We start from the raw sequence: 18,778 nt of genomic DNA on the forward strand, positions 1-18,778 counted from the left end.
CACGTGGCCCGCCCCTCCCGCAGAGTCAGATCGTCGGTGGTGTTACGCGTTGACGATGTTGACGACCTTGCGGCCGCCCTTGGTGCCGAACTCGACCGAACCGGCCGAGAGGGCGAACAGCGTGTCGTCGCCACCGCGGCCGACGTTGGCGCCCGGGTGGAAGTGGGTGCCACGCTGGCGGAGGATGATCTCGCCGGCGTTGACGACCTCGCCACCGAAGCGCTTCACGCCGAGGCGCTGTGCGTTCGAGTCACGACCGTTGCGAGTGGAGCTCGCACCCTTCTTGTGTGCCATCTTCTACTCCCGCCTTACGCGATCGAGGTGATCTTGACACGGGTGAGCTCAGCGCGGAAACCCTGGCGCTTCTTGTACCCGGTCTTGTTCTTGAACTTCTGGATGACGACCTTCGGACCACGGAGGTCCTCGAGCACCTCGGCGGTGACGGTCACCTTGGCGAGCTCGGAAGCCGCCGACGTGATCTTGTCACCGTCCACGAGGAGCACCGGGGCGAGGTCGATGTTGCCCTTGTCGTCTGCCTTGGCGCGGTCGAGGGTGATGATCGTCCCGACCTCGACCTTTTCCTGACGGCCGCCGGCGCGCACTACTGCGTAAACCACGTGGAAATCCTTACGTATTTCTGCTTGAGGGAAGTCTCGGGTGCCCACTTCTGCACGAGCGGTTCCCGGAGGCCGGGCCCGATCGGCGACGCAGGCAGAACGGCCCGCTGACACCAGGGATCGAGAATACTCGATGCCCCCAGGTCCGGTCAAACGGCGACACACGTACGATTGCCGTGTGACCGTGTTGATCGACCCGCCGACGTGGCCCGCTCACGACACTCTGTGGTCGCACCTCGTCAGTGACTCATCCTACGACGAGCTGCACGCGTTCGCCGAACTGGCCGGTATCCCGCGCCGGGCGTTCGACCACGACCACTACGACGTGCCGCTCTCCCGGTACGACGAACTCGTCGCCGCCGGGGCCTCGGCGGTCACCGGTCGCGAGCTGGTGCTGCGGCTCATCGCGAGCGGGCTGCGCGTCGCGCAGCGGGACAAGCGCGCGCTCTGACGCCGCCGGGCCGGGCGCGGACCCGGAACGACAGGCCCGACGTCGTAGGACAGCGGAGTCGTCGTCACCCCGCGCGTGCAACAACCTGCGCCTGCAACGTGCGACGGCCCCGACGTCGTACGACAGCGGAGAAGTCGTACCGAGTCGACGCACGGCCGGCCCGCCTCGCCCCACGACACGCGGCCTGGAGGCACGGCGCACCTCCGCCTCGTCACGCACCTCGCACGGTGCGTCGCCGGCTCTGCACCGCGCGCGGCCTCCTGCGCGTGGTGCGAGGTCCCGACCATGGTGCGAGGGCCAGAGCCTCCCACCGGGCGCGGAACCTCGCACCGTACGCGCGCAGCACGCAGCACGCAGCACGCAGCGCGCGGCACGCAGGCGCGCTGACGGGTCAGCGCGGCGCCGGACCACCCCACGGGTTGGTCGGGGGCTGCTGGCCGCCGTACGGCGGCACCGGCGGCTGCTGCGGCACCCCGTGCTGCGGTGCCGGGGGCTGCACGGTCGCGGGCGGCACGGCGTCGGCAGGCCGCACGGTGCCCGGCGTGCCCGGGGCTCCCGGCGCACGACGCCCACCACGCGGACGCCCGAGCCACAGCCACGCCGCGGTCGACGTCGCCAGGAGCATCACGGTGAACGGGACGCCGTTCTGCAGCGGGGTCGTGAAGACGTCGATCACCAGACGCGCTCCCCCGGACCGGATCGCACCGACGGAGCCGGTGAAGACCCCGACGAGCGCGAGGGCGATGGTGCCGGCGGCCCCGGCGAGCACGGCACGGAGCAGCACGGTGGGCAGGGGGCTGCGGCGGGCGATCGGAGTCAGGAACGCGAGCGCCAGGAACGCGCCGGCGTAGAACGGGAACGGCGCGAGGAAGACCCCCGTGACGAACCCGCTCACCAGGCTGTCCCCGGTGCCGTAGGTCGAGAACGGGTGCACCACGAGCGAGGTCCCGATCAGCCCGATCATCCCGGAGACGAACTCGACGAGCACGAGTGACACGACGGCGATGAGCGCGCCGGCGGTGTTCGTGACCGAGGCGCCCGGCGCCCAGGCCTTCCTCGGATCGGCCGGCTGCCGGGGTGGACGCGGAGGTGCGTACGGCCCGGCAGCGTACGGTCCGCCGGGCTGCGACGGCACTGCAGACCGGGACGACCCCGGCTGGGGCGGTGCGGGCTGCGACCAGCCCGCACCGTAGTACCCACGATCCTGCTGCGACCGCTGCGGGTCACCCGGGTTCGACATCGTCAGTTCCCCAGGATCACTGCGCCGTCGTCGGTGGCGTCGCCCTCGGCGGTCGCCGGTGCACTGATGCTCGGGGACGAGACACGGCGCGACCGCGAACGGCCCTGCCCCGGCTGCTTCGGCTCCGGGAGCGCCTGCAGGACGGAGTCGAGCAGGGACTCGGCGTCACCGCTGACCTTGCGCGGCTCGCGCTTCGTGGCGGCGATCGGGATGTCGAGGATCGCGACGGACGTCTCGGTCGGGGTCACCGGTGCGCTCGAGCTGACCCGGCGACGCGTCGGTGCCTTCGCGGGCTCGGCGGGCTCGGCGGCGGGCACGACCTCCGGGACGGCGGCGGCAGCAGACTCAGGCGCGGACGACGGCGCGGCGGACTCCGCGGCGGGCTCCGCGGTGGGCTCCGCGGTGGGCTCGTCGATGGGCTCGGGTGCGACCTCGGTGGTGGCGTTCGCGTCGGGCGCGCCGGCACCACGGCCACCGCGGCGACGACGACGCTTCGACCCGGAGGCCTGCTCGCCGTGCTCCTGCCCGGACGACGACTCGCCGTTCTCCGGGGCCGAGGGCGCCGAGGGAACCGACGCTGCCGACGGCGCGGACGAGGCCGACGCCGGCGTCGCTGCGCCCTCGTGCTCCTCGTGCGGGATGGTCGACGCGGCGATGCGCGACAGGGCGTTCTTCACGTCGTCCGTGATCTGGTGCGCCTGCGACGAGGAGCCGTGCGACGACCCGGCGCTGCTGCCGCCGTTGCCGTTCGACCCGTTGCCGCCGCCGTGGCCGTTGCCGTTCGACCCGTTCCCGCTGCGGCCCTTGCGGCGACCCTTCGAGGGGCCGGGGTCCGCGTTGTTGTCGTTGACCTGCGCGTTGACCTCGTCGAGGGACTCGCGGAGCCCGACGCCGATCTTCTTGCGGGTCATCTGCACGAGCCCGAGCGAGGTGACCTCGGCGACCTGGTGCTTGGTGCGGTCGCGGCTGAGGCACTCGACGAGTCGGCGCAGCACGAGGTCGCGGTTCGACTCGAGCACCATGTCGATGAAGTCGACGACGATGATGCCGCCGATGTCGCGCAGGCGGAGCTGTCGGACGAGTTCCTCGGCGGCTTCGAGGTTGTTCTTCGTGACCGTCTCCTCGAGGTTGCCGCCGGACCCGACGAACTTCCCCGTGTTGACGTCGACGACCGTCATGGCCTCGGTGCGGTCGATCACGAGCGAACCACCGGAGGGCAGCCAGACCTTGCGGTCGAGGGCCTTCTCGATCTGCTCGTTGAGGCGGTGCTCCTCGAAGGAGTCCGGTCCGTCGTAGATCTCGACGCGGTCCTTGAGGTCGGGCGCGACGGCGGTGAGGTACTCGTCGATGGTCTCGCGCGCGGCGGAGCCGTCGATGATGAGCTTCGTGAAGTCCTCGTTGAAGACGTCGCGGACGATCTTGACGAGCAGGTCGGGCTCCGAGTGGAGCATGACCGGCGCCTGGCCGTTCGCGACCTTCTTCTGGATCGCCTCCCACTGGCTGGTGAGCCGCTGCACGTCGCGGGTCAGCTGCTCCTCGGTCGCGCCCTCGGCAGCCGTGCGGACGATGACGCCGGCGTGCTCGGGGAGGACCTCCTTGAGGATCTTCTTGAGGCGAGCGCGCTCGGTGTCCGGGAGCTTGCGCGAGATGCCGTTCATCGAGCCGTTCGGCACGTACACGAGGTAGCGGCCGGGCAGCGAGACCTGGCTGGTCAGGCGGGCGCCCTTGTGGCCGACCGGGTCCTTCGTGACCTGCACGAGGACCTTGTCGCCGGGCTTGAGCGCGGCCTCGATGCGGCGACCGTGGTTGCCGGTGTCGACCGAGTTCCAGTCGACCTCGCCCGCGTACAGCACGGCGTTGCGCCCGCGACCGATGTCGACGAAGGCCGCCTCCATCGAGGGCAGGACGTTCTGGACCTTGCCGAGGTACACGTTGCCGATGAGCGACACGTTGTGCGACTTGGTGACGTAGTGCTCGGCGAGGATGCCGTCCTCGAGCACGCCGATCTCGATCTTGGAGGCGCTCGACCGGACGATCATCTGGCGGTCGACGCTCTCGCGGCGCGCGAGGAACTCGTCCTCCGTCACGACCTGGCGACGACGGCCGGCGTCACGCCCGTCGCGACGACGCTGCTTCTTCGCCTCGAGTCGCGTCGAGCCCTTCACCTTCTGCGGCTCGGTGATGTACTCGACCTCGCGCCGGCGCGGCTCCTGGTGGTCGCGCGGCTCGCGGTGGTCACGCGGTTCGCGGTGCTCGCGCGACTCACGGTCGGCGCTCGTGCCACGGCGACGCGAACGGCGGCGTCCGCCGCCCTGCTCGTCGTCGTCCTCGTCCCGCTCGTCACGCGGGGCGCGGTACGGCAGCTCCGGCAGGACGGGGGCGTGGAAGATCAGGCTGAGGGTGCTCGTCGCCTTCGGGACGAACGGCTCCTCGGCGGCGGGTGCCGCGGGCGTCTCCGGTCCGGCGGGTGCGGCTGTCGCCGCGGCGTCCGGACCGGAGGCGCGGTCTGCCCCCGCCTCGTCGCTCACCGTCGGCGCCGTGGTCGCGTCCACCACCGGCAGGTCGCCGGTGAGGGTGCTCACGTCGTGCGGCTCGTCGCTCGGGCTGGCGACCGCGTCGACCTCGACCGAGACCGGCACCGCGTCGGCGGGCTGGACCGATCCCGACGTGGCGACCGCCTCGTCCGTCAGCGCGACCGTCTCGTCGACGGGAGCCGCCTGCGCGGCGTCACCCCGTGCCTCCAGGCTGCCCGCCGACCGGGCGCGACGGCCGCCGAACAGGCGACCGCGACGCTTCGGTGCGACTTCTTCGTTGTTCGTGTTGTCGTTGTTCTGCTCCACCATGGACCTGGTGCACTCCTTGACCCCGCTCGCGCCCGTGTCGGGCGGCGGGAACTCTGTAGTTGTGACGGGTGGCGACCACGCCCCCGCGTTCGCTGTCTTGTGACCGGTGCGTCGCGCGCATCCAGGCCACGGTGCGCTCTCACCACACCTGATCGTCCGGGCGGCGCCCGGAAAGCTCTCATCGTCGTGCGGATGGCCGCACGACCTCCGACGATTATCGCATGCCGCACCCGGAAAGGACCGGAACGGGCGTGCGATGATGACGCCGTGAGCTCGCCAGCACCTGCCGCCCGCCGTCCGATCGCCATCGCGGTGTTCCTGTTGATCACCGGCGCCGTCGGTCTCTACGGGTCCTTCTCGCTCGTCCTCGACGAGTTCGCGAAGTACGCGGACCCGAAGAAGGTGCTGTCCTGCGACGTCAACCCGTTCATCAGCTGCTCGGACGTGATGGCCAGCTGGCAGGGACACCTGTTCGGATTCCCGAACCCGCTGCTCGGCGTGATGGGCTTCGTCGCGCCGATCGCGGTCGCGGTGATGCTGCTCGCGGGCTTCCGGAACGGCTCGCGGTGGTTCTGGATCGCGTTCAACGCGGGCGTCTTCCTGGCGTGGGTGTTCGTCACGTGGCTGTTCACCCAGACCGTCTGGTTCATCGGCGCCCTGTGCCCGTGGTGCATGCTCGTGTGGTCGATGACGATCCCGATGTTCTGGGTGTTCACGATCTGGAACGCCGCGCAGGGACGCTTCGGCGCCCGCACGCAGCGACTCGGGCGTGTCCTGCTCCCGTTCTGCTGGGCGTTCCCGCTGGCGAACTACCTCTTCATCGTCGTCACGATCCTGATCAAGTTCCCGACGATCCTGCAGTCCTTCTGAGCCTCGGCTGAGGGTTGTCGATGACTCATCGATGACGCGTCACCGAATTCCTGGGTGCTTCCCAGCCAGCGGGGCCGATCCGCGTCCCTGCGCGACCTACGCTCGATCTCGATGAGCGAGAACGAGAGCAAGAAGGCACGTCGGGACGCCGCGCGGGAACGCGCACGGGTCGCCCGCGTGCAGGAGCAGGCGCGACGCCGCCGCAACCGGACGCTGGGCATCAGCGGGATCATCGTCGGCAGTCTCGCGGTCATCGCGATCGTCGTCGTGGTGATCGCGAACTCGGTGCAGCCCGCCGGCCCCGGGCCGAGGAACATGGCGAGCGACGGCGTCCTGCTGCACGGGGTGGACGGGAAGATCGTCCCCGTCGAGACGAAGGCCACACCTGAGGGCGGGAAGCCGACGCCGACGAAGCAGGACGACTCCGTCGCGAACATCACGGTGTACTCGGACTACATGTGCCCGTACTGCAACCAGTTCGAGACGAGCCAGATGCCCCAGATCCAGCAGTGGGTGCAGGACGGCTCGGCGACGCTCGAGCTGCACCCGTTCAACCTGCTCGACCGGGTGTCCCTCGGGTCGAAGTACTCCACGCGCTCCGCTGCCGCCGCCGCGTGCGTCGCGAACTACGACCCCGACGCGTTCCTGGCCTACAACACGTCGTTGTACGAGAACCAGCCGTCCGAGAGCACGCGAGGCCTGACGAACGACAAGCTCGCGTCCCTGGCGAAGGCCGCCGGCGCCACGAACAGCGAGGTCGCGTCCTGCATCACCTCGCAGCACTTCGCCGGGTGGGTGGCCGACGCCACGAACCGGGTGCTGAACGAGGCGATCCCGAACTCGTCGCTGGCGAAGGTCACCGGCACCCCGACGGTCATCGTGAACGGCAAGCAGTACAACGGGTCGCTCACCGACACGGACGCCTTCGCTGCGTTCGTCGAGCAGAACGGCGGCGCCGCGTAGCGCCGCGCGCGCTCGCGCCCGCGTCCGCGCCCGGGTTCGCACGCCGAACACGACACCGCGCGAGTCGATCGACGAGCGTGATGTCGGTCGATGTGCCCGCATCGGATGCACGTGCACCCTCCGACACGACGCGCGTCGATCGACTGGTGCCATGTCGAACAACGCGCGCAACCCGAACGCGCCCCGCACGACGAAGGCCCCCGCATCCGATCGGATGCGGGGGCCTTCGTCGTGGAACGGGCGGCTACTTCGCGGCAGCGTCGATCTCGCTGATGACGTTCGTCAGCGTGTCGACCTTCTTGCCGTTGACGACGATCGTCGGCGTGCCGAAGCCCTGCGTGCCCTGCAGGTCCGGGTTGCTCGTCACGAGGCTGGTCGACCGCGTCACCCAGCCCTTGAACTGCTCGCTCGACAAGCACTCCGAGACCTTCGACCCGGTCGCGCCGCCCGCCTTCACGAGCTTCGCGATCTCGGCGTTCGTCAGACCCTTGGTGCCCTCTTCCGGCTGGTTGTCGAAGAACTGCGTCTGGACGTCGAGGAACTTGTCCGGGGCGTAGTTCGCGACGCACATCGCGGCGTTCGCGGCACGGCTGGCGTAGCGCGAGCTCTGGTAGCTGCGGTCGAGGATCGAGACGGGCTGGATCGCCAGCGTCGCGTCGCCGGACTTCACCTTGTCGAGGATCTGGTCGGCGTACGCGGCCTCGAACTGCTTGCAGACCGGGCAGGCCCAGTCGACGTACTCGGTCACCGCGACGGCGCCGTCACTGTTCGACGTCGGGACCGCCGAGGGGGTGCCCTTCGCCGTGACGGCCTTCGTGGTCACCGGGGTGACCTTGCCGTCGCCGCCGGTGAACTGGATGGCGCCGGTCGCCATGTTCTTCGGGCCGGTGGCCGACACGGTGTTCGCGTTGTTCACGTTCACGACGACGATCGCGACGATGGCCGCGATCGCGACGATGCCGAGGCCGATGCCGCCCTGGAGGAACCACTTGTTGCGGCGCTTCCGGCGCTTCTCGGCGGCGGCGCGCTCGCGGGCGAGGTCACGCGCGTGGGCGCGACGCTCGTTCTTGGTGGGACGTGGGTTGTTCGTCATCTCCGACTCCCTGCGGTCTCAGGCGAACCAGAGCGCGAGCTCGCGCGCCGACGACTCGGTGCTGTCCGACCCGTGCACCAGGTTCTGCTGCACCTTGAGGCCCCAGTCGCGACCGAGGTCGCCACGGATGGTGCCCGGCGCGGCCGAGGTCGGGTCGGTGGTGCCGGCGAGCGATCGGAAGCCGGCGATGACGCCGTTGCCGGCGACGCGCACGGCGACGACCGGGCCGGACTGCATGAACTCGACGAGCGGCTCGAAGAACGGCTTGCCCTGGTGCTCCTCGTAGTGGGCGTCGAGCAGGTCACGAGGGGCCGTCAGCATCTTCAGGTCGACGATCTCGTAGCCCTTGGCCTCGATCCGGCGGAGGATCTCACCGGTGAGCTGGCGGGCGACGCCGTCGGGCTTGACGAGGACGAGGGTCTCTTCGAGGTCGGACACGCAGAACTCCTAGTGTTCGGGGTCGAATGGGGGTGGTCAGTCCTCGCCCAGTGCGGCGCGTCGCGCGGCGTTCTGCCGGTCGAGCTGACCGCCCTTGACGAAGCAGAAGACCCACAGCGCCAGGAACACCACGGCGACCGCGAACATGAACGGTTCGATGAACCCGGTGGCGAGGATGGCCGCCTGCAGCAGCCACCCGAACCATACACCGGCGGGCTTGCCCGTCAGCCGCGAGGCCAGCGCCAGCACGACCATCGCGCCGATGCCGCCGCCGAACGCCAGGGCGGGCGGCAGGGTGCCCTTGCCGAACACGACGAGCATCGGGAAGAAGAACATGATCGCCTCGAGCACGAGCGCGATCGACAGCAGGCTCTCCTGCGCCCCGCGTTCGCGTCGCGGCCCGCGCACGCGCGGCGCGCGGCCCGGTCCGGTCGGCCTGGAGGCACGGTTCGCGTCCGTCACTTCGTCTCGCCTTCCGCGTGGACCAGGTCCATGACCTTCCCCACCATCACGATGGAGCCCGCGACGAGCACGAGGGCGTCCTCGGCGTCCGCCTCGTCCGCGAGGTCGCGCGCTTCCTGCAGCGCGGCGGCGAGCGAGGGCTCGACGACCACACGGTCCTCGCCGACCTCGTCGACGACGATGCGGGCGAACTCGTCTGCGTCGAGCGCACGCTCCCCCGGCGGCTGGGTCACGACGAAGGTCGCGACGGTGTCCTTGAGCGCGCGCACGAAGCCGCGGGCGTCCTTGTCGCCGAGGATGCCGACGACGCCGACCACGTGCTCGGACGGGAACGCCACCGGCAGTGCGTCGGCGAGGGCGCGGGCGCCGTGCGGGTTGTGCGCCGCGTCGACCACGACGGTCGGACCCGTGGCGATCGGCTGGAGCCGGCCGGGGCTGGTCGCCCCCGCGAGGCCCTCGGACAGGACGTCCTCGTCGAGGGCCTGCGACCCGCGGCCGAGGAACGACTCGACGGCGGCGATCGCGACGGCCGCGTTGTCGGCCTGGTGCCGCCCGAACAGCGGCAGGAACAGGTCGTCGTAGCGACCGGCGACGCCCTGCACGGTGATGAGCTGCCCGCCGACGGCCGGCGTCACGTCGACGACCCGGAAGGCGTCGCCCTCGACCGCGAGCGTCGACTCGGTGAGCTCCGCGGCGCGCTGCAGCTCGGCGAGCGCCTCGGGCGTCTGCACGCTCGACACGACGGACGACGACGGCTTGATGATCCCGGACTTGGTGCGGGCGATCTCGGCGACGGTGTTGCCGAGCTGCTTGGCGTGGTCGATGGCGATCGGGGTGAAGACCGACACCTGGCTCTGCACGACGTTGGTGGAGTCCCACTCGCCGCCCATGCCGACCTCGATGACCGCGACGTCGACCGGTGCCTCGGCGAAGCACGCCAGGGCGAGCACGGTGAGGGCCTCGAAGAACGTCAGCGGGAGCTCGCCCTTGTCGGTGAGCTCCTTGTCGGTCATCTCGAGGACGGGGGCGATGTCGTCCCAGTTCTCGACGAAGCGGTCCGGGGCGATGGGGGCGCCGTCGATGACGATGCGTTCCCGCATCGACACGAGGTGCGGGCTGGTCATCAGGCCCGTACGGAGTCCGTGCGCCCGGACGATGCTCTCGGTGATCCGAGCGGTCGAGGTCTTGCCGTTCGTGCCCGTCAGGTGGATCACCGGGTACGCCAGGTGCGGGTCGCCGAGGAGCTCGACGGCGCGCCGGGTGGCGGACAGTCGGTGTTCGGGCGACTGCTCGCCGATCCGGGCGTACAGGGCGGCCTCGACGCGCGTGACCTCGTCGTCGTCCGCACCGAACGGCACGGCCTCGGCGGGGTTCGTCTCACCGGCGGGGCCGACGGGGATCTCGATGCCGTCCTCGGACGGGTCTTCGGGGTACTCGCTCATGCGCGTGACACCTCCACGGTCACCTTCGCACCGTCACCGACGTCGGTGGTGGTGGCGTCTGCCCCGAGGGGCACGATCTCGACACTCGTCGACAGGGTCTCCCCCGCGATGAGCTGCTGGTGGGTGCGGACCGCCGCGTCGGCGACCTCGTCCGCACCGAGGGTGAGGACGATGCGGTCGCTGACGTCGAGGTCGGCGTCACGGCGGGCCTGCTGCACGGCGCGGACGACGTCACGGGCGAGCCCCTCGGCCTCGAGTTCGGGCGTGGTCACGGTGTCGAGCACCACGAACCCGCCGCCGTCGAGGAAGGCCACCGCCACGGAGTCGTCGGCGACGGTGAGGTCGAGCGTGTACTCGCCCTCGACGAGGTCGATGCCGCCGACGGTGACGCCGGTCTCGGTCGCGGTCCAGTCACCCTTCTTGGCGGCCGGGATGACCTGCTGCACCTGCTTGCCGATCCGGGGTCCGGCGGCCCGGGCGTTCACGGTGAGCTTCCGCTCGATGCCGTAGCGGCCGAGGGAGGACTCCTCCTGCTGCTCGAGCACGACCCGCTTCACGTTGAGCTCGTCGCGGAGGATGTCCGCGAAGGGCTCGACCGCGGTCGGGTCGGGCACGACGAGCGTGAGCGTCGCGAGCGGCAGGCGGACGCGCTTGCCGGTCGACTTGCGGAGCGCGAGTCCCTTCGAGGCGACGTCGCGCACGCGGTCCATCGCGGCGACGAGGGCGTCGTCGGCGGGGAACTCGTCCGCCGACGGGAAGTCCTCCAGGTGCACCGACCGCCCGCCGGTGAGTCCCTTCCAGATCTCCTCGGTGACGAGCGGTGCGAGCGGCGCGGCGACGCGGGTGAGCGTCTCGAGCACGGTGTACAGCGTGTCGAACGCGGCCTTCGCCTCGGGCGAGGACTCCGCGCCGAGCCAGAACTTGTCGCGCGACCGACGGACGTACCAGTTCGTCAGCACGTCGGCGAAGTCACGGACGGCCTGGGCCGCGAGCGGGGTGTCGAGCGCGTCGAGGTGCTGCTGCACGTCGGCCACCAGCACGCGGGTCTTCGCGAGGAGGTACCGGTCGAGGACGTCGGTGCTGTCGGTCCGGCGGGTGGCCTGGCACCCCGACTCCCCCGACGCGTTCGCGTACAGGGTGAAGAAGTAGTACGTCGACCACAGCGGCAGGAGGAACTCGCGGACGCCCTGGCGGATGCCTTCTTCGGTGACGACGAGGTTGCCGCCGCGGATCACCGACGACGACATCAGGAACCAGCGCATCGCGTCGGCGCCGTCGCGGTCGAACACCTCGGACACGTCCGGGTAGTTCCGCAGCGACTTCGACATCTTCTGGCCGTCCGAGCCGAGGACGATGCCGTGGCTGATGACGTTCTGGAAGGCCGGGCGGTCGAACAGCGCGGTGGAGAGCACGTGCATGACGTAGAACCAGCCGCGGGTCTGCCCGATGTACTCGACGATGAAGTCCGCCGGGTTGTGCGACTCGAACCACTCGCGGTTCTCGAACGGGTAGTGCACCTGCGCGTACGGCATCGACCCGGAGTCGAACCAGACGTCGAACACGTCGGTGATCCGGCGCATGGTCGACTTCCCGGTGGGGTCGTCGGGGTTCGGGCGGGTCAGGTCGTCGATGAACGGACGGTGCAGGTCGACCTCGCCGTCGGCGTTCCGGGGCAGGCGCCCGAAGTCGCGCTCGATCTCCTCGAGCGAGCCGTAGACGTCCTGACGCGGGTACGACGGGTCGTCCGACTGCCACACCGGGATGGGCGTGCCGAAGTACCGGTTGCGGGACACCGACCAGTCGATGGCGTTCCCGACCCACTTGCCGAACTGGCCGTCCTTGACGTTGTCGGGCACCCAGTTGATGTCCTGGTTCAGCTCGCCCATGCGGTCGCGGAACTCGGTCACGCGGACGAACCAGCTCGAGACGGCCTTGTAGATGAGGGGCTTCCGGCAGCGCCAGCAGTGCGGGTAGCTGTGCTCGTAGGACGCCTGGCGGAGCAGTCGGCCGGCGTCGCGGACGGCCTTGGTCAGCGGCTTGTTCGCGTCGGACCAGAGCATGCCGGCGACCTCGCCGAACTGCGAGGTGAAGACCCCGCCCTCGTCGAGGGAGAGCACCACGGGGATGCCGGCGGCGGCGCAGACCACCTGGTCGTCGGCGCCGTAGGCCGGGGCCTGGTGCACGATGCCGGTGCCCTCGCCGGTCTCGACGTAGTCGGCGACCAGGATGCGCCAGGCGTGTTCCATGCCCTCGGTGTCGGCGAGGTGGTCGAACAGGCGCTCGTACTCGACGCCGTCGAGCTCGGCACCCGCCAGGGTGCGGACGACCGCGGCAGCGGCGTCCTCCGCGCTCTCGTAGCCGAGGTCCTTCGCGTAGGCGGCCACGGTGTCCGAAGCCAACAAGTAGGAGACGGAACCGGCGGCACCACCGTCAGTCGCGCCTCCAGGCCCGGCCGGCAGCACCACGTACGAGACCGCAGGCCCGACGGCCAACGCGGCGTTCGTGGGCAGGGTCCAGGGGGTCGTCGTCCAGGCGAGCGCACGCACGCCGGCCAGGCCGAGCGACGAGGCGCGCGCACCCTGCAGCGGGAACGACACCGTGACGGACTGGTCCTGACGCATCTTGTAGACGTCGTCGTCCATGCGCAGCTCGTGGTTGGACAGCGGCGTCTGGTCGTTCCAGCAGTACGGCAGCACGCGGAAGCCCTCGTAGGCCAGACCCTTGTCCCAGAGCTGCTTCCACGCCCACAGCACGCTCTCCATGAACGTCACGTCGAGGGTCTTGTAGTCGTTCTCGAAGTCGACCCAGCGCGCCTGACGGGTGACGTACTGCTGCCACTCGTCGGTGTACTGCAGGACGGACTTCTTGGCGGCGGCGTTGAACACGTCGACGCCCATCTCGTCGATCTCGTGCTTCTCGGTGATGCCGAGCTGGCGCATCGCCTCGAGCTCGGCGGGCAGGCCGTGCGTGTCCCAGCCGAAGCGGCGGTGCACCTGCTTGCCGCGCATGGTCTGGTAACGCGGGAAGACGTCCTTCGCGTACCCGGTCAGCAGGTGACCGTAGTGCGGCAGACCGTTGGCGAACGGCGGCCCGTCGTAGAACGTCCACTCGTCGCAGCCCTCGCGCTGGTCGATCGACGCCTGGAACGTGCCGTCACCCTTCCAGAAGGCGAGGATGCCCTGCTCGACGGCAGGGAAGGACGGCGACGGGGTGACTCCGTCGTTGCTGGAGTTGAGCGGGTACGGCACCGGGGGCTCCTGAGGATCGCGGATGTGACTTCCCACGAGGACGGAGCGTGCTCCGCGGTACCACCTCGCTTGCCGCGGGCTGCTGCCCACGACCGCTCGTGTTCGGGGATCGCTCGCGGCCCGGTCCGCCCGGTTCTACTGACGGGCGGACCCGCGTTCTTCCGGAGGCTCCCCGGTGATGGCCGGATCGACGCCTGTTCGAGAAGAGTTTAGCGGACGGGAGCATGCTGGAGCGATGCCCGACTCTCCTGAGCAGGAGGACCGCCCTGAGTCCCTGCTCACCGTCATCATCGCGTTCGGCGCGAACCTGCTCGTCGCGATCGCCAAGACGATCGCCTCCCTGATCACGGGATCGGCGTCGATGGTCGCCGAGGCGGCGCACTCGTGGGCCGACACGGGCAACGAGGTCTTCCTGCTCGTGGCGGAACGGCGGGGTGCCCGGAAGCGCGACACCGCGCACCCCCTCGGGTACGGGCGCGAGACCTACATCTGGTCGATGTTCGCGGCGTTCGGCCTGTTCACCGCGGGCGCCATCGTGTCGATCTACCACGGCATCACGGAGCTCGGGGACACCGGGCCCGCCGAGGACGTCCTGCTGAACTACATCGTGCTGGCGGTGTCGTTCTGCCTCGAGGGCACGAGCTTCCTGCAGGCGTACCGGCAGGCGCACGGGGCCGCGACGAAGCGCCGGGTGCCGGTGCTGCGCCACGTGCTGCAGTCGTCGAACCCCACGCTGCGGGCCGTCTTCGCCGAGGACGCCGCCGCGCTGATCGGCCTCGTCGTCGCGTTCCTCGGGGTGTTCCTGCACCAGATCACCGGCCTCGCGGTCTTCGACGCCGTCGGCTCGATCGCGATCGGTGTGCTGCTCGGCGTCGTCGCGATCATCCTCATCGACCGCAACCGCCGGTTCCTGCTCGGCGAGAGCACGTCCCCGGAGCTCGAGAACGCGGTGCTCGTCGAACTGCTCGGCCGCTCGCAGATCGAACGGGTCACCTACCTGCACCTGGAGTTCGTCGGGCCGTCGCGGGTGTACCTCGTCGCCGCGGTCGACCTCACCGGGAACGAGAACGAGGAGCACGTCGCCGTGCGGTTGCGCGACGTCGAGAAGTCGCTGGAGGACAGCCAGTACATCGAGGAGGCGGTCCTCACACTGAGCTACCCCGGGGACGCCTCGCTGCGGCCGACGGGCGACGAGGTGCCCGAGGTCGTCCGGGACGGCACGGTCGAGGACGTCGCAGCCGGCGGCGCGGGGACGCTGCGGACGGACTGACGGGCAGCAGGCGGGCAGCAGGTGACCGCCAGCAGGTGACGGTCAGCGCCCGAGCGTCACCGACTCGCCGTCGACCACGATCTCGGAGCCGTCGGTCGGCACCCACACCTGCAGCTCGTCGACGCGGAAGGACGTCAGCCGTGACCGCTCCGCCCGGAGGAAGTCGGACACCTGCGGCGGTACCGGGAACCGTCCGTCGACCCCCTGCACGACCGCCCCGTACCGCCCGCTGACCGGCACGTCGACACCCCGGTCGGCGAAGTACGGCCGCCAGCCGGGTGCCCCGTAGGCGGTGAAGAGGATCCGGCCGCCGTCCATCCCGTGTGCCCGGAGGGCGTGGTCGAGGAGCCCGACACCGGACGGGCGGACCCGGGTGACGGCGACGGTCTGCTGCACCGCGGGCACGACGGCTGCCCCGACGCCGAGCACGACCACGGCGGCGATCACTGCCCTCGCGACCGGTGGGGTCGTCCGCCGAGCACGACGACCGATCCGCACGCTCTGTGCGAGCCGGGTGTACCCGACGGCGGCCAGCGCGATGACGATCGGCATCCAGGCGTCGTAGTAGTGCGCGAGCGCCACCTTCGACGTCCCGAGGAACACCATCAGGGGAACGGCCGCGGCGACCAGGTAGAGGACGAGCCGTCCGGGGCGGACCACCAGGGCTGCGAGGATCCCGACCGCGAGCACCACGGCGAGGAGCGGCGTCACCCCACGTGCCATGTACCAGAACTCGGCCCACCAGGGAGCGAAGCGGTAGGTGTGCCCGGCGATCTCGGCCAGGTGCCCCTGCGCGTCGTGCTCGGACTGGAACTCGAGCATGTACCGGATCGCGTGCACCATCCCGACCGGGTGGTAGCAGGCCACGAAGGTCACGGCGAAGGCCGCCGCCGCGATCACCCCGCCGATCAGGAGCTCCCACCAGCGCCGGAACAGGATCGGCAGGACGACGATCGCGATCACGTACGGCGCTGCGGTGACCTTCGAGGTGACCGCGAGCCCGAGTGCCACCCCGGCGAGCGCTGCCCACGCCCAGCGCCACCGGCTGCTCGAGGTGATCCACACCCAGGCGGCGGCGAGTGCCACCACGACGAAGAACACCATGACCGGCTCGAGGAGCGCGATGCGGTCGATGCGCACCGGGGTGCCCGAGCCGGGGTCGAACTGGTCGGGTCCGGCGCCGCGGGGCGTCAGCCACCAGAGGCCTGCGGCGAGCAGCGCACCCCAGTGGCCGAGCGGACCGCGCAGCCAGGCGAAGAGGACGGCACCGGTCCCGAAGACCGCCGCGCCGGCGACCAGCCGGGGACCGAGGATGCCCTCGCCGACGACCAACTGGGCGAGGCCGTAGAGGTACTTCGCGGTCGGCGGGTGCTCGAGGTTCAGCGTGACGATGCCGTGGACGTACTGCCAACCGGCCTGCGCGTAGAGGATCTCGTCGACGTTGATCGTCTGCTGACCGATGTGCCAGAAGCAGACGAAGACCCCGGCCAGGGCGATGACGACGAACACGGGCCAGCGCCCCACACGTACCCACGACTGCACGGCGACGATCCTCCCACAGCGCGGCGGGCGGTCCGGCTGGTGCGGCGGCTCAGTGCGCGTCGAGGCCGGACGCGACCGGCGTGAGCGCGGCACCGACGTACTCGACGAGCGGCCGACGACCGACGCCGTCCGCCACCCACACCCCGAACGCCGCCCCCGCGGCACCGAGCATCGCCCCGGACACGGTCTGCGGCCAGAGCGCCGCCGGGTGGTCCCCCGTCCGCGTGGCCACGAACGCCGCGACGGTCGCGTGCTGCGCCGTCACCCGGGTCGCGACGCTCGCGACGAGTTCGGCACCGATGCCCATCACCTCGGCCTGGGCGATCGCCCACGGGACCCGCTCGGGGTCGTGGGCACGGGCGGCGGCGAGCAGCGCTTCCTCGACGGCGCGGACCGCGGAGGGCTCGGTCGACGCCGCCAGCAGTCCGGGCAGCGACGCGACGGCGGCGTCCAGGTCGAGCCAGAGCACGTCCGACTTCGCCGTGAAGTAGTTGAAGAACGTCGCCCGGCTCACCCCGGCACGGACGGCGATCTGGTCGACCGTGGTCCGGCCGTAGCCCTGCTCGAGGAACAGCTCCGCGGCGGCGTCGGCGAGCACCTCGGCACTCGAGCGTCGGGGCCGTCCACCGCGGCGCATCGGTTCGTCCATGGGCCCCAGTAAACCGCTAGACTCGTCCAGCCATGATCTTGGACTCAGTACAGAAAACCGCCACGGCGGTCGCCGGCGCCGCAGCGCTCCTCCTCGTCCTCGCCGGGTGCACCGGCGGCAGCGCGACGAGCAGCAGCACGCCGGTGGACGGCGGCACGCTCGTGTACGCCTCGGGCGACGCCGAACCCACCTGCCTCGACCCGCACGTGGGCGGCAACTACCCGCAGGCGCTGCTGTCCAGCCAGTACATCGAGGAGCTCACCGCACTCGACGACGGCAAGCCCGTCCCCGCGCTGGCGAAGTCGTGGACCACGAGCGACGACGGCACGACCCTCACCTTCACGCTCCGCGACGACGTGACCTTCACCGACGGCACGCCCTTCGACGCCGCTGCCGTCGTGGCGAACATCGAGCACGTGCAGGACCCGGCGACGGCGTCGAGCACCGGGTACCTCGCGCTGCAGTCGATCACGAAGGCGACCGCCACCGACGACCACACCGTCACGCTGACGCTGAGCCGTCCGGACAGCGCCCTGCTCGAGTCGTTCTCGCAGCCGTGGGTCGGCATGGAGTCGCCGAAGGCCCTGCAGCGCTCGCAGGAGACCAACTGCGATTCGCCCGTCGGGACCGGCCCGTTCGAGGTCACCGCCTGGAAGCACGGCGACCGCGTCACGCTGCAGAAGAACAGTGACTACTGGGGAGCGACCGCGCCCCGGCTCGACGGCATCACCTGGCGTTTCCTGCCCGACTCGACCTCCCGCTACGCGGCGCTGCAGTCCGGCCAGGTCGACGTCATCGACAACGCCCAGCCCGACCAGCTCAAGGCGGCGTCGGCCAAGGGCTCGATCCGCGACCTCGACGCTCCGCGCCCCGGTGCGTCGAACCGTCTGGAGCTGAACTCCGGCCACGGGGTCTTCCGTGACGAGGCCGTCCGCAAGGCGTTCATCGCCGGCGCCGAGATCGACCCGGGCATCAAGTCGCTCTTCCTCGGGACGGCGAAGCGCTCGTACTCGGTGCTCTCCAGCGTCGAGCCGTACGGGTACTCCGACAAGAGCCTGTTCGGGTACTCCCCGACGAAGGCGAAGCAGCTGCTCGACAACGCCGGCTGGAAGGTCGGCAGCGACGGCATCAGGGAGAAGGACGGCCAGCAGCTCACCGTCACCTTCCCGGTGTCGACGAACCAGTCCGTCCCTGCCGAGCGCAGCCTGTTCCAGCAGATCCAGGCATCCGAGAAGGCCGTCGGCTTCAAGGTCGTCCTCAAGGAGCTCGACCTGTCCAGCTGGTACGCGGCCCTCGCGGCGAACCAGTACGACGTCGTCAGCGCCCCGTACACGAAGGTCGGCGCGGACGTCCTCCGCATCCTCTACGACAGCGCGAGCATCACGCCCGCCCCGTCGGGGTACTTCGCGAACCTCGCCCAGCTCGACGACCCGGAGCTCGACGACCTGCTGCAACGTGCCGCGCAGACCTCGGACACGTCCGAGCGCGGCGACCTGTACGAGCGGGCGCAGAAGATCATCCTCGACAGCGGCACCGTGCTCCCCCTCTACGACCAGCAGAACCACTTCCTGGTGCGCTCCAGTGTGCACGGCGTGCAGACCACCGCGGTGTCGACGCCGTGGTTCGGCACGGCCTGGATCGACCGCTGAC

Annotated in this window: 16 protein-coding genes; 5 read left to right on the forward strand and 11 right to left on the reverse strand. The window is 70.4% G+C overall.

What is annotated here, in order from left to right; genetic code table 11:
* Nucleotides 1–42 precede the first annotated feature (42 nt).
* Nucleotides 43–294 carry a 50S ribosomal protein L27 gene (rpmA, locus tag ABIC61_RS09800; RefSeq protein WP_022905368.1) on the reverse strand — a complete coding sequence of 84 codons (252 nt, stop codon included), beginning with the start codon at nucleotides 292–294 and terminating at the stop codon, nucleotides 43–45.
* A gap of 14 nt (nucleotides 295–308) precedes the next feature.
* Nucleotides 309–617, reverse strand: coding sequence for a 50S ribosomal protein L21 (gene rplU, locus ABIC61_RS09805; protein ID WP_079238594.1), 309 nt, complete (start codon nucleotides 615–617; stop codon nucleotides 309–311).
* Nucleotides 618–795: 178 nt separating this feature from the next.
* Here rplU and ABIC61_RS09810 point away from each other — a divergent pair, with 178 nt between their 5' ends.
* A complete protein-coding gene (locus ABIC61_RS09810; protein WP_144754770.1) occupies nucleotides 796–1,068 on the forward strand; it encodes a DUF4031 domain-containing protein in 273 nt (90 codons plus the stop codon).
* A gap of 391 nt (nucleotides 1,069–1,459) precedes the next feature.
* Here the strand turns inward: ABIC61_RS09810 and ABIC61_RS09815 are convergent, their stop codons facing one another.
* A complete protein-coding gene (locus tag ABIC61_RS09815) occupies nucleotides 1,460–2,308 on the reverse strand; it encodes a hypothetical protein (protein WP_354029750.1) in 849 nt (282 codons plus the stop codon).
* A gap of 2 nt (nucleotides 2,309–2,310) precedes the next feature.
* The gene (locus tag ABIC61_RS09820; protein WP_354029751.1) at nucleotides 2,311–5,151 is read right to left on the reverse strand and encodes an Rne/Rng family ribonuclease; all 2,841 of its coding nucleotides are present in this window, start codon (nucleotides 5,149–5,151) and stop codon (nucleotides 2,311–2,313) included.
* Between the two features lie 267 nt (nucleotides 5,152–5,418).
* Between ABIC61_RS09820 and ABIC61_RS09825 the strand changes: the two genes are divergently transcribed.
* Nucleotides 5,419–6,021, forward strand: coding sequence for a vitamin K epoxide reductase family protein (locus tag ABIC61_RS09825; RefSeq protein ID WP_260852670.1), 603 nt, complete (start codon nucleotides 5,419–5,421; stop codon nucleotides 6,019–6,021).
* 111 nt (nucleotides 6,022–6,132) lie between these two features.
* Nucleotides 6,133–6,984, forward strand: a complete 852-nt coding sequence (locus ABIC61_RS09830) for a DsbA family protein (protein WP_354029752.1) — start codon at nucleotides 6,133–6,135, stop codon at nucleotides 6,982–6,984.
* A 244-nt stretch (nucleotides 6,985–7,228) separates the two neighbouring features.
* Here the strand turns inward: ABIC61_RS09830 and ABIC61_RS09835 are convergent, their stop codons facing one another.
* From ABIC61_RS09835 to ileS, 5 genes are read right to left on the reverse strand one after another with little or no spacing between them, the layout of a single operon-like run.
* A complete protein-coding gene (locus ABIC61_RS09835; protein ID WP_354029753.1) occupies nucleotides 7,229–8,077 on the reverse strand; it encodes a DsbA family protein in 849 nt (282 codons plus the stop codon).
* Nucleotides 8,078–8,095: 18 nt separating this feature from the next.
* The gene (gene ndk / locus ABIC61_RS09840) at nucleotides 8,096–8,515 is read right to left on the reverse strand and encodes a nucleoside-diphosphate kinase (RefSeq protein WP_079238588.1); all 420 of its coding nucleotides are present in this window, start codon (nucleotides 8,513–8,515) and stop codon (nucleotides 8,096–8,098) included.
* 36 nt (nucleotides 8,516–8,551) lie between these two features.
* Nucleotides 8,552–8,977: a DUF4233 domain-containing protein gene (locus ABIC61_RS09845; protein ID WP_354029754.1), complete on the reverse strand. Its 426-nt coding sequence runs from the start codon at nucleotides 8,975–8,977 to the stop codon at nucleotides 8,552–8,554.
* Nucleotides 8,974–10,419, reverse strand: a complete 1,446-nt coding sequence (locus tag ABIC61_RS09850) for a bifunctional folylpolyglutamate synthase/dihydrofolate synthase (protein ID WP_354029755.1) — start codon at nucleotides 10,417–10,419, stop codon at nucleotides 8,974–8,976. The genes ABIC61_RS09845 and ABIC61_RS09850 overlap by 4 nt, the downstream gene beginning before the upstream one ends.
* Entirely contained in the window at nucleotides 10,416–13,667 is a 3,252-nt protein-coding gene (gene ileS / locus ABIC61_RS09855) for an isoleucine--tRNA ligase (RefSeq protein ID WP_354029756.1), read from the reverse strand. Before ileS ends, ABIC61_RS09850 begins: the two co-directional genes overlap by 4 nt.
* Nucleotides 13,668–13,902: 235 nt before the next feature.
* Here ileS and ABIC61_RS09860 point away from each other — a divergent pair, with 235 nt between their 5' ends.
* The gene (locus tag ABIC61_RS09860) at nucleotides 13,903–14,937 is read left to right on the forward strand and encodes a cation diffusion facilitator family transporter (RefSeq protein ID WP_354029757.1); all 1,035 of its coding nucleotides are present in this window, start codon (nucleotides 13,903–13,905) and stop codon (nucleotides 14,935–14,937) included.
* A gap of 42 nt (nucleotides 14,938–14,979) precedes the next feature.
* On the opposite strand, the gene ABIC61_RS09865 is transcribed toward ABIC61_RS09860, so the two are convergent.
* Complete coding sequence (locus ABIC61_RS09865) at nucleotides 14,980–16,479, reverse strand: ArnT family glycosyltransferase (protein ID WP_354029758.1); 1,500 nt, start codon at nucleotides 16,477–16,479, stop codon at nucleotides 14,980–14,982.
* 49 nt (nucleotides 16,480–16,528) lie between these two features.
* Nucleotides 16,529–17,128, reverse strand: a complete 600-nt coding sequence (locus ABIC61_RS09870; RefSeq protein WP_144754801.1) for a TetR/AcrR family transcriptional regulator — start codon at nucleotides 17,126–17,128, stop codon at nucleotides 16,529–16,531.
* Between the two features lie 32 nt (nucleotides 17,129–17,160).
* Here ABIC61_RS09870 and ABIC61_RS09875 point away from each other — a divergent pair, with 32 nt between their 5' ends.
* Nucleotides 17,161–18,777, forward strand: coding sequence for an ABC transporter substrate-binding protein (locus tag ABIC61_RS09875; RefSeq protein ID WP_354029759.1), 1,617 nt, complete (start codon nucleotides 17,161–17,163; stop codon nucleotides 18,775–18,777).
* Nucleotide 18,778 lies beyond the last annotated feature (1 nt).

This window comes from Curtobacterium sp. 1544 (genome assembly GCF_040544915.1).
Taxonomy (GTDB): domain Bacteria; phylum Actinomycetota; class Actinomycetes; order Actinomycetales; family Microbacteriaceae; genus Curtobacterium; species Curtobacterium pusillum_C.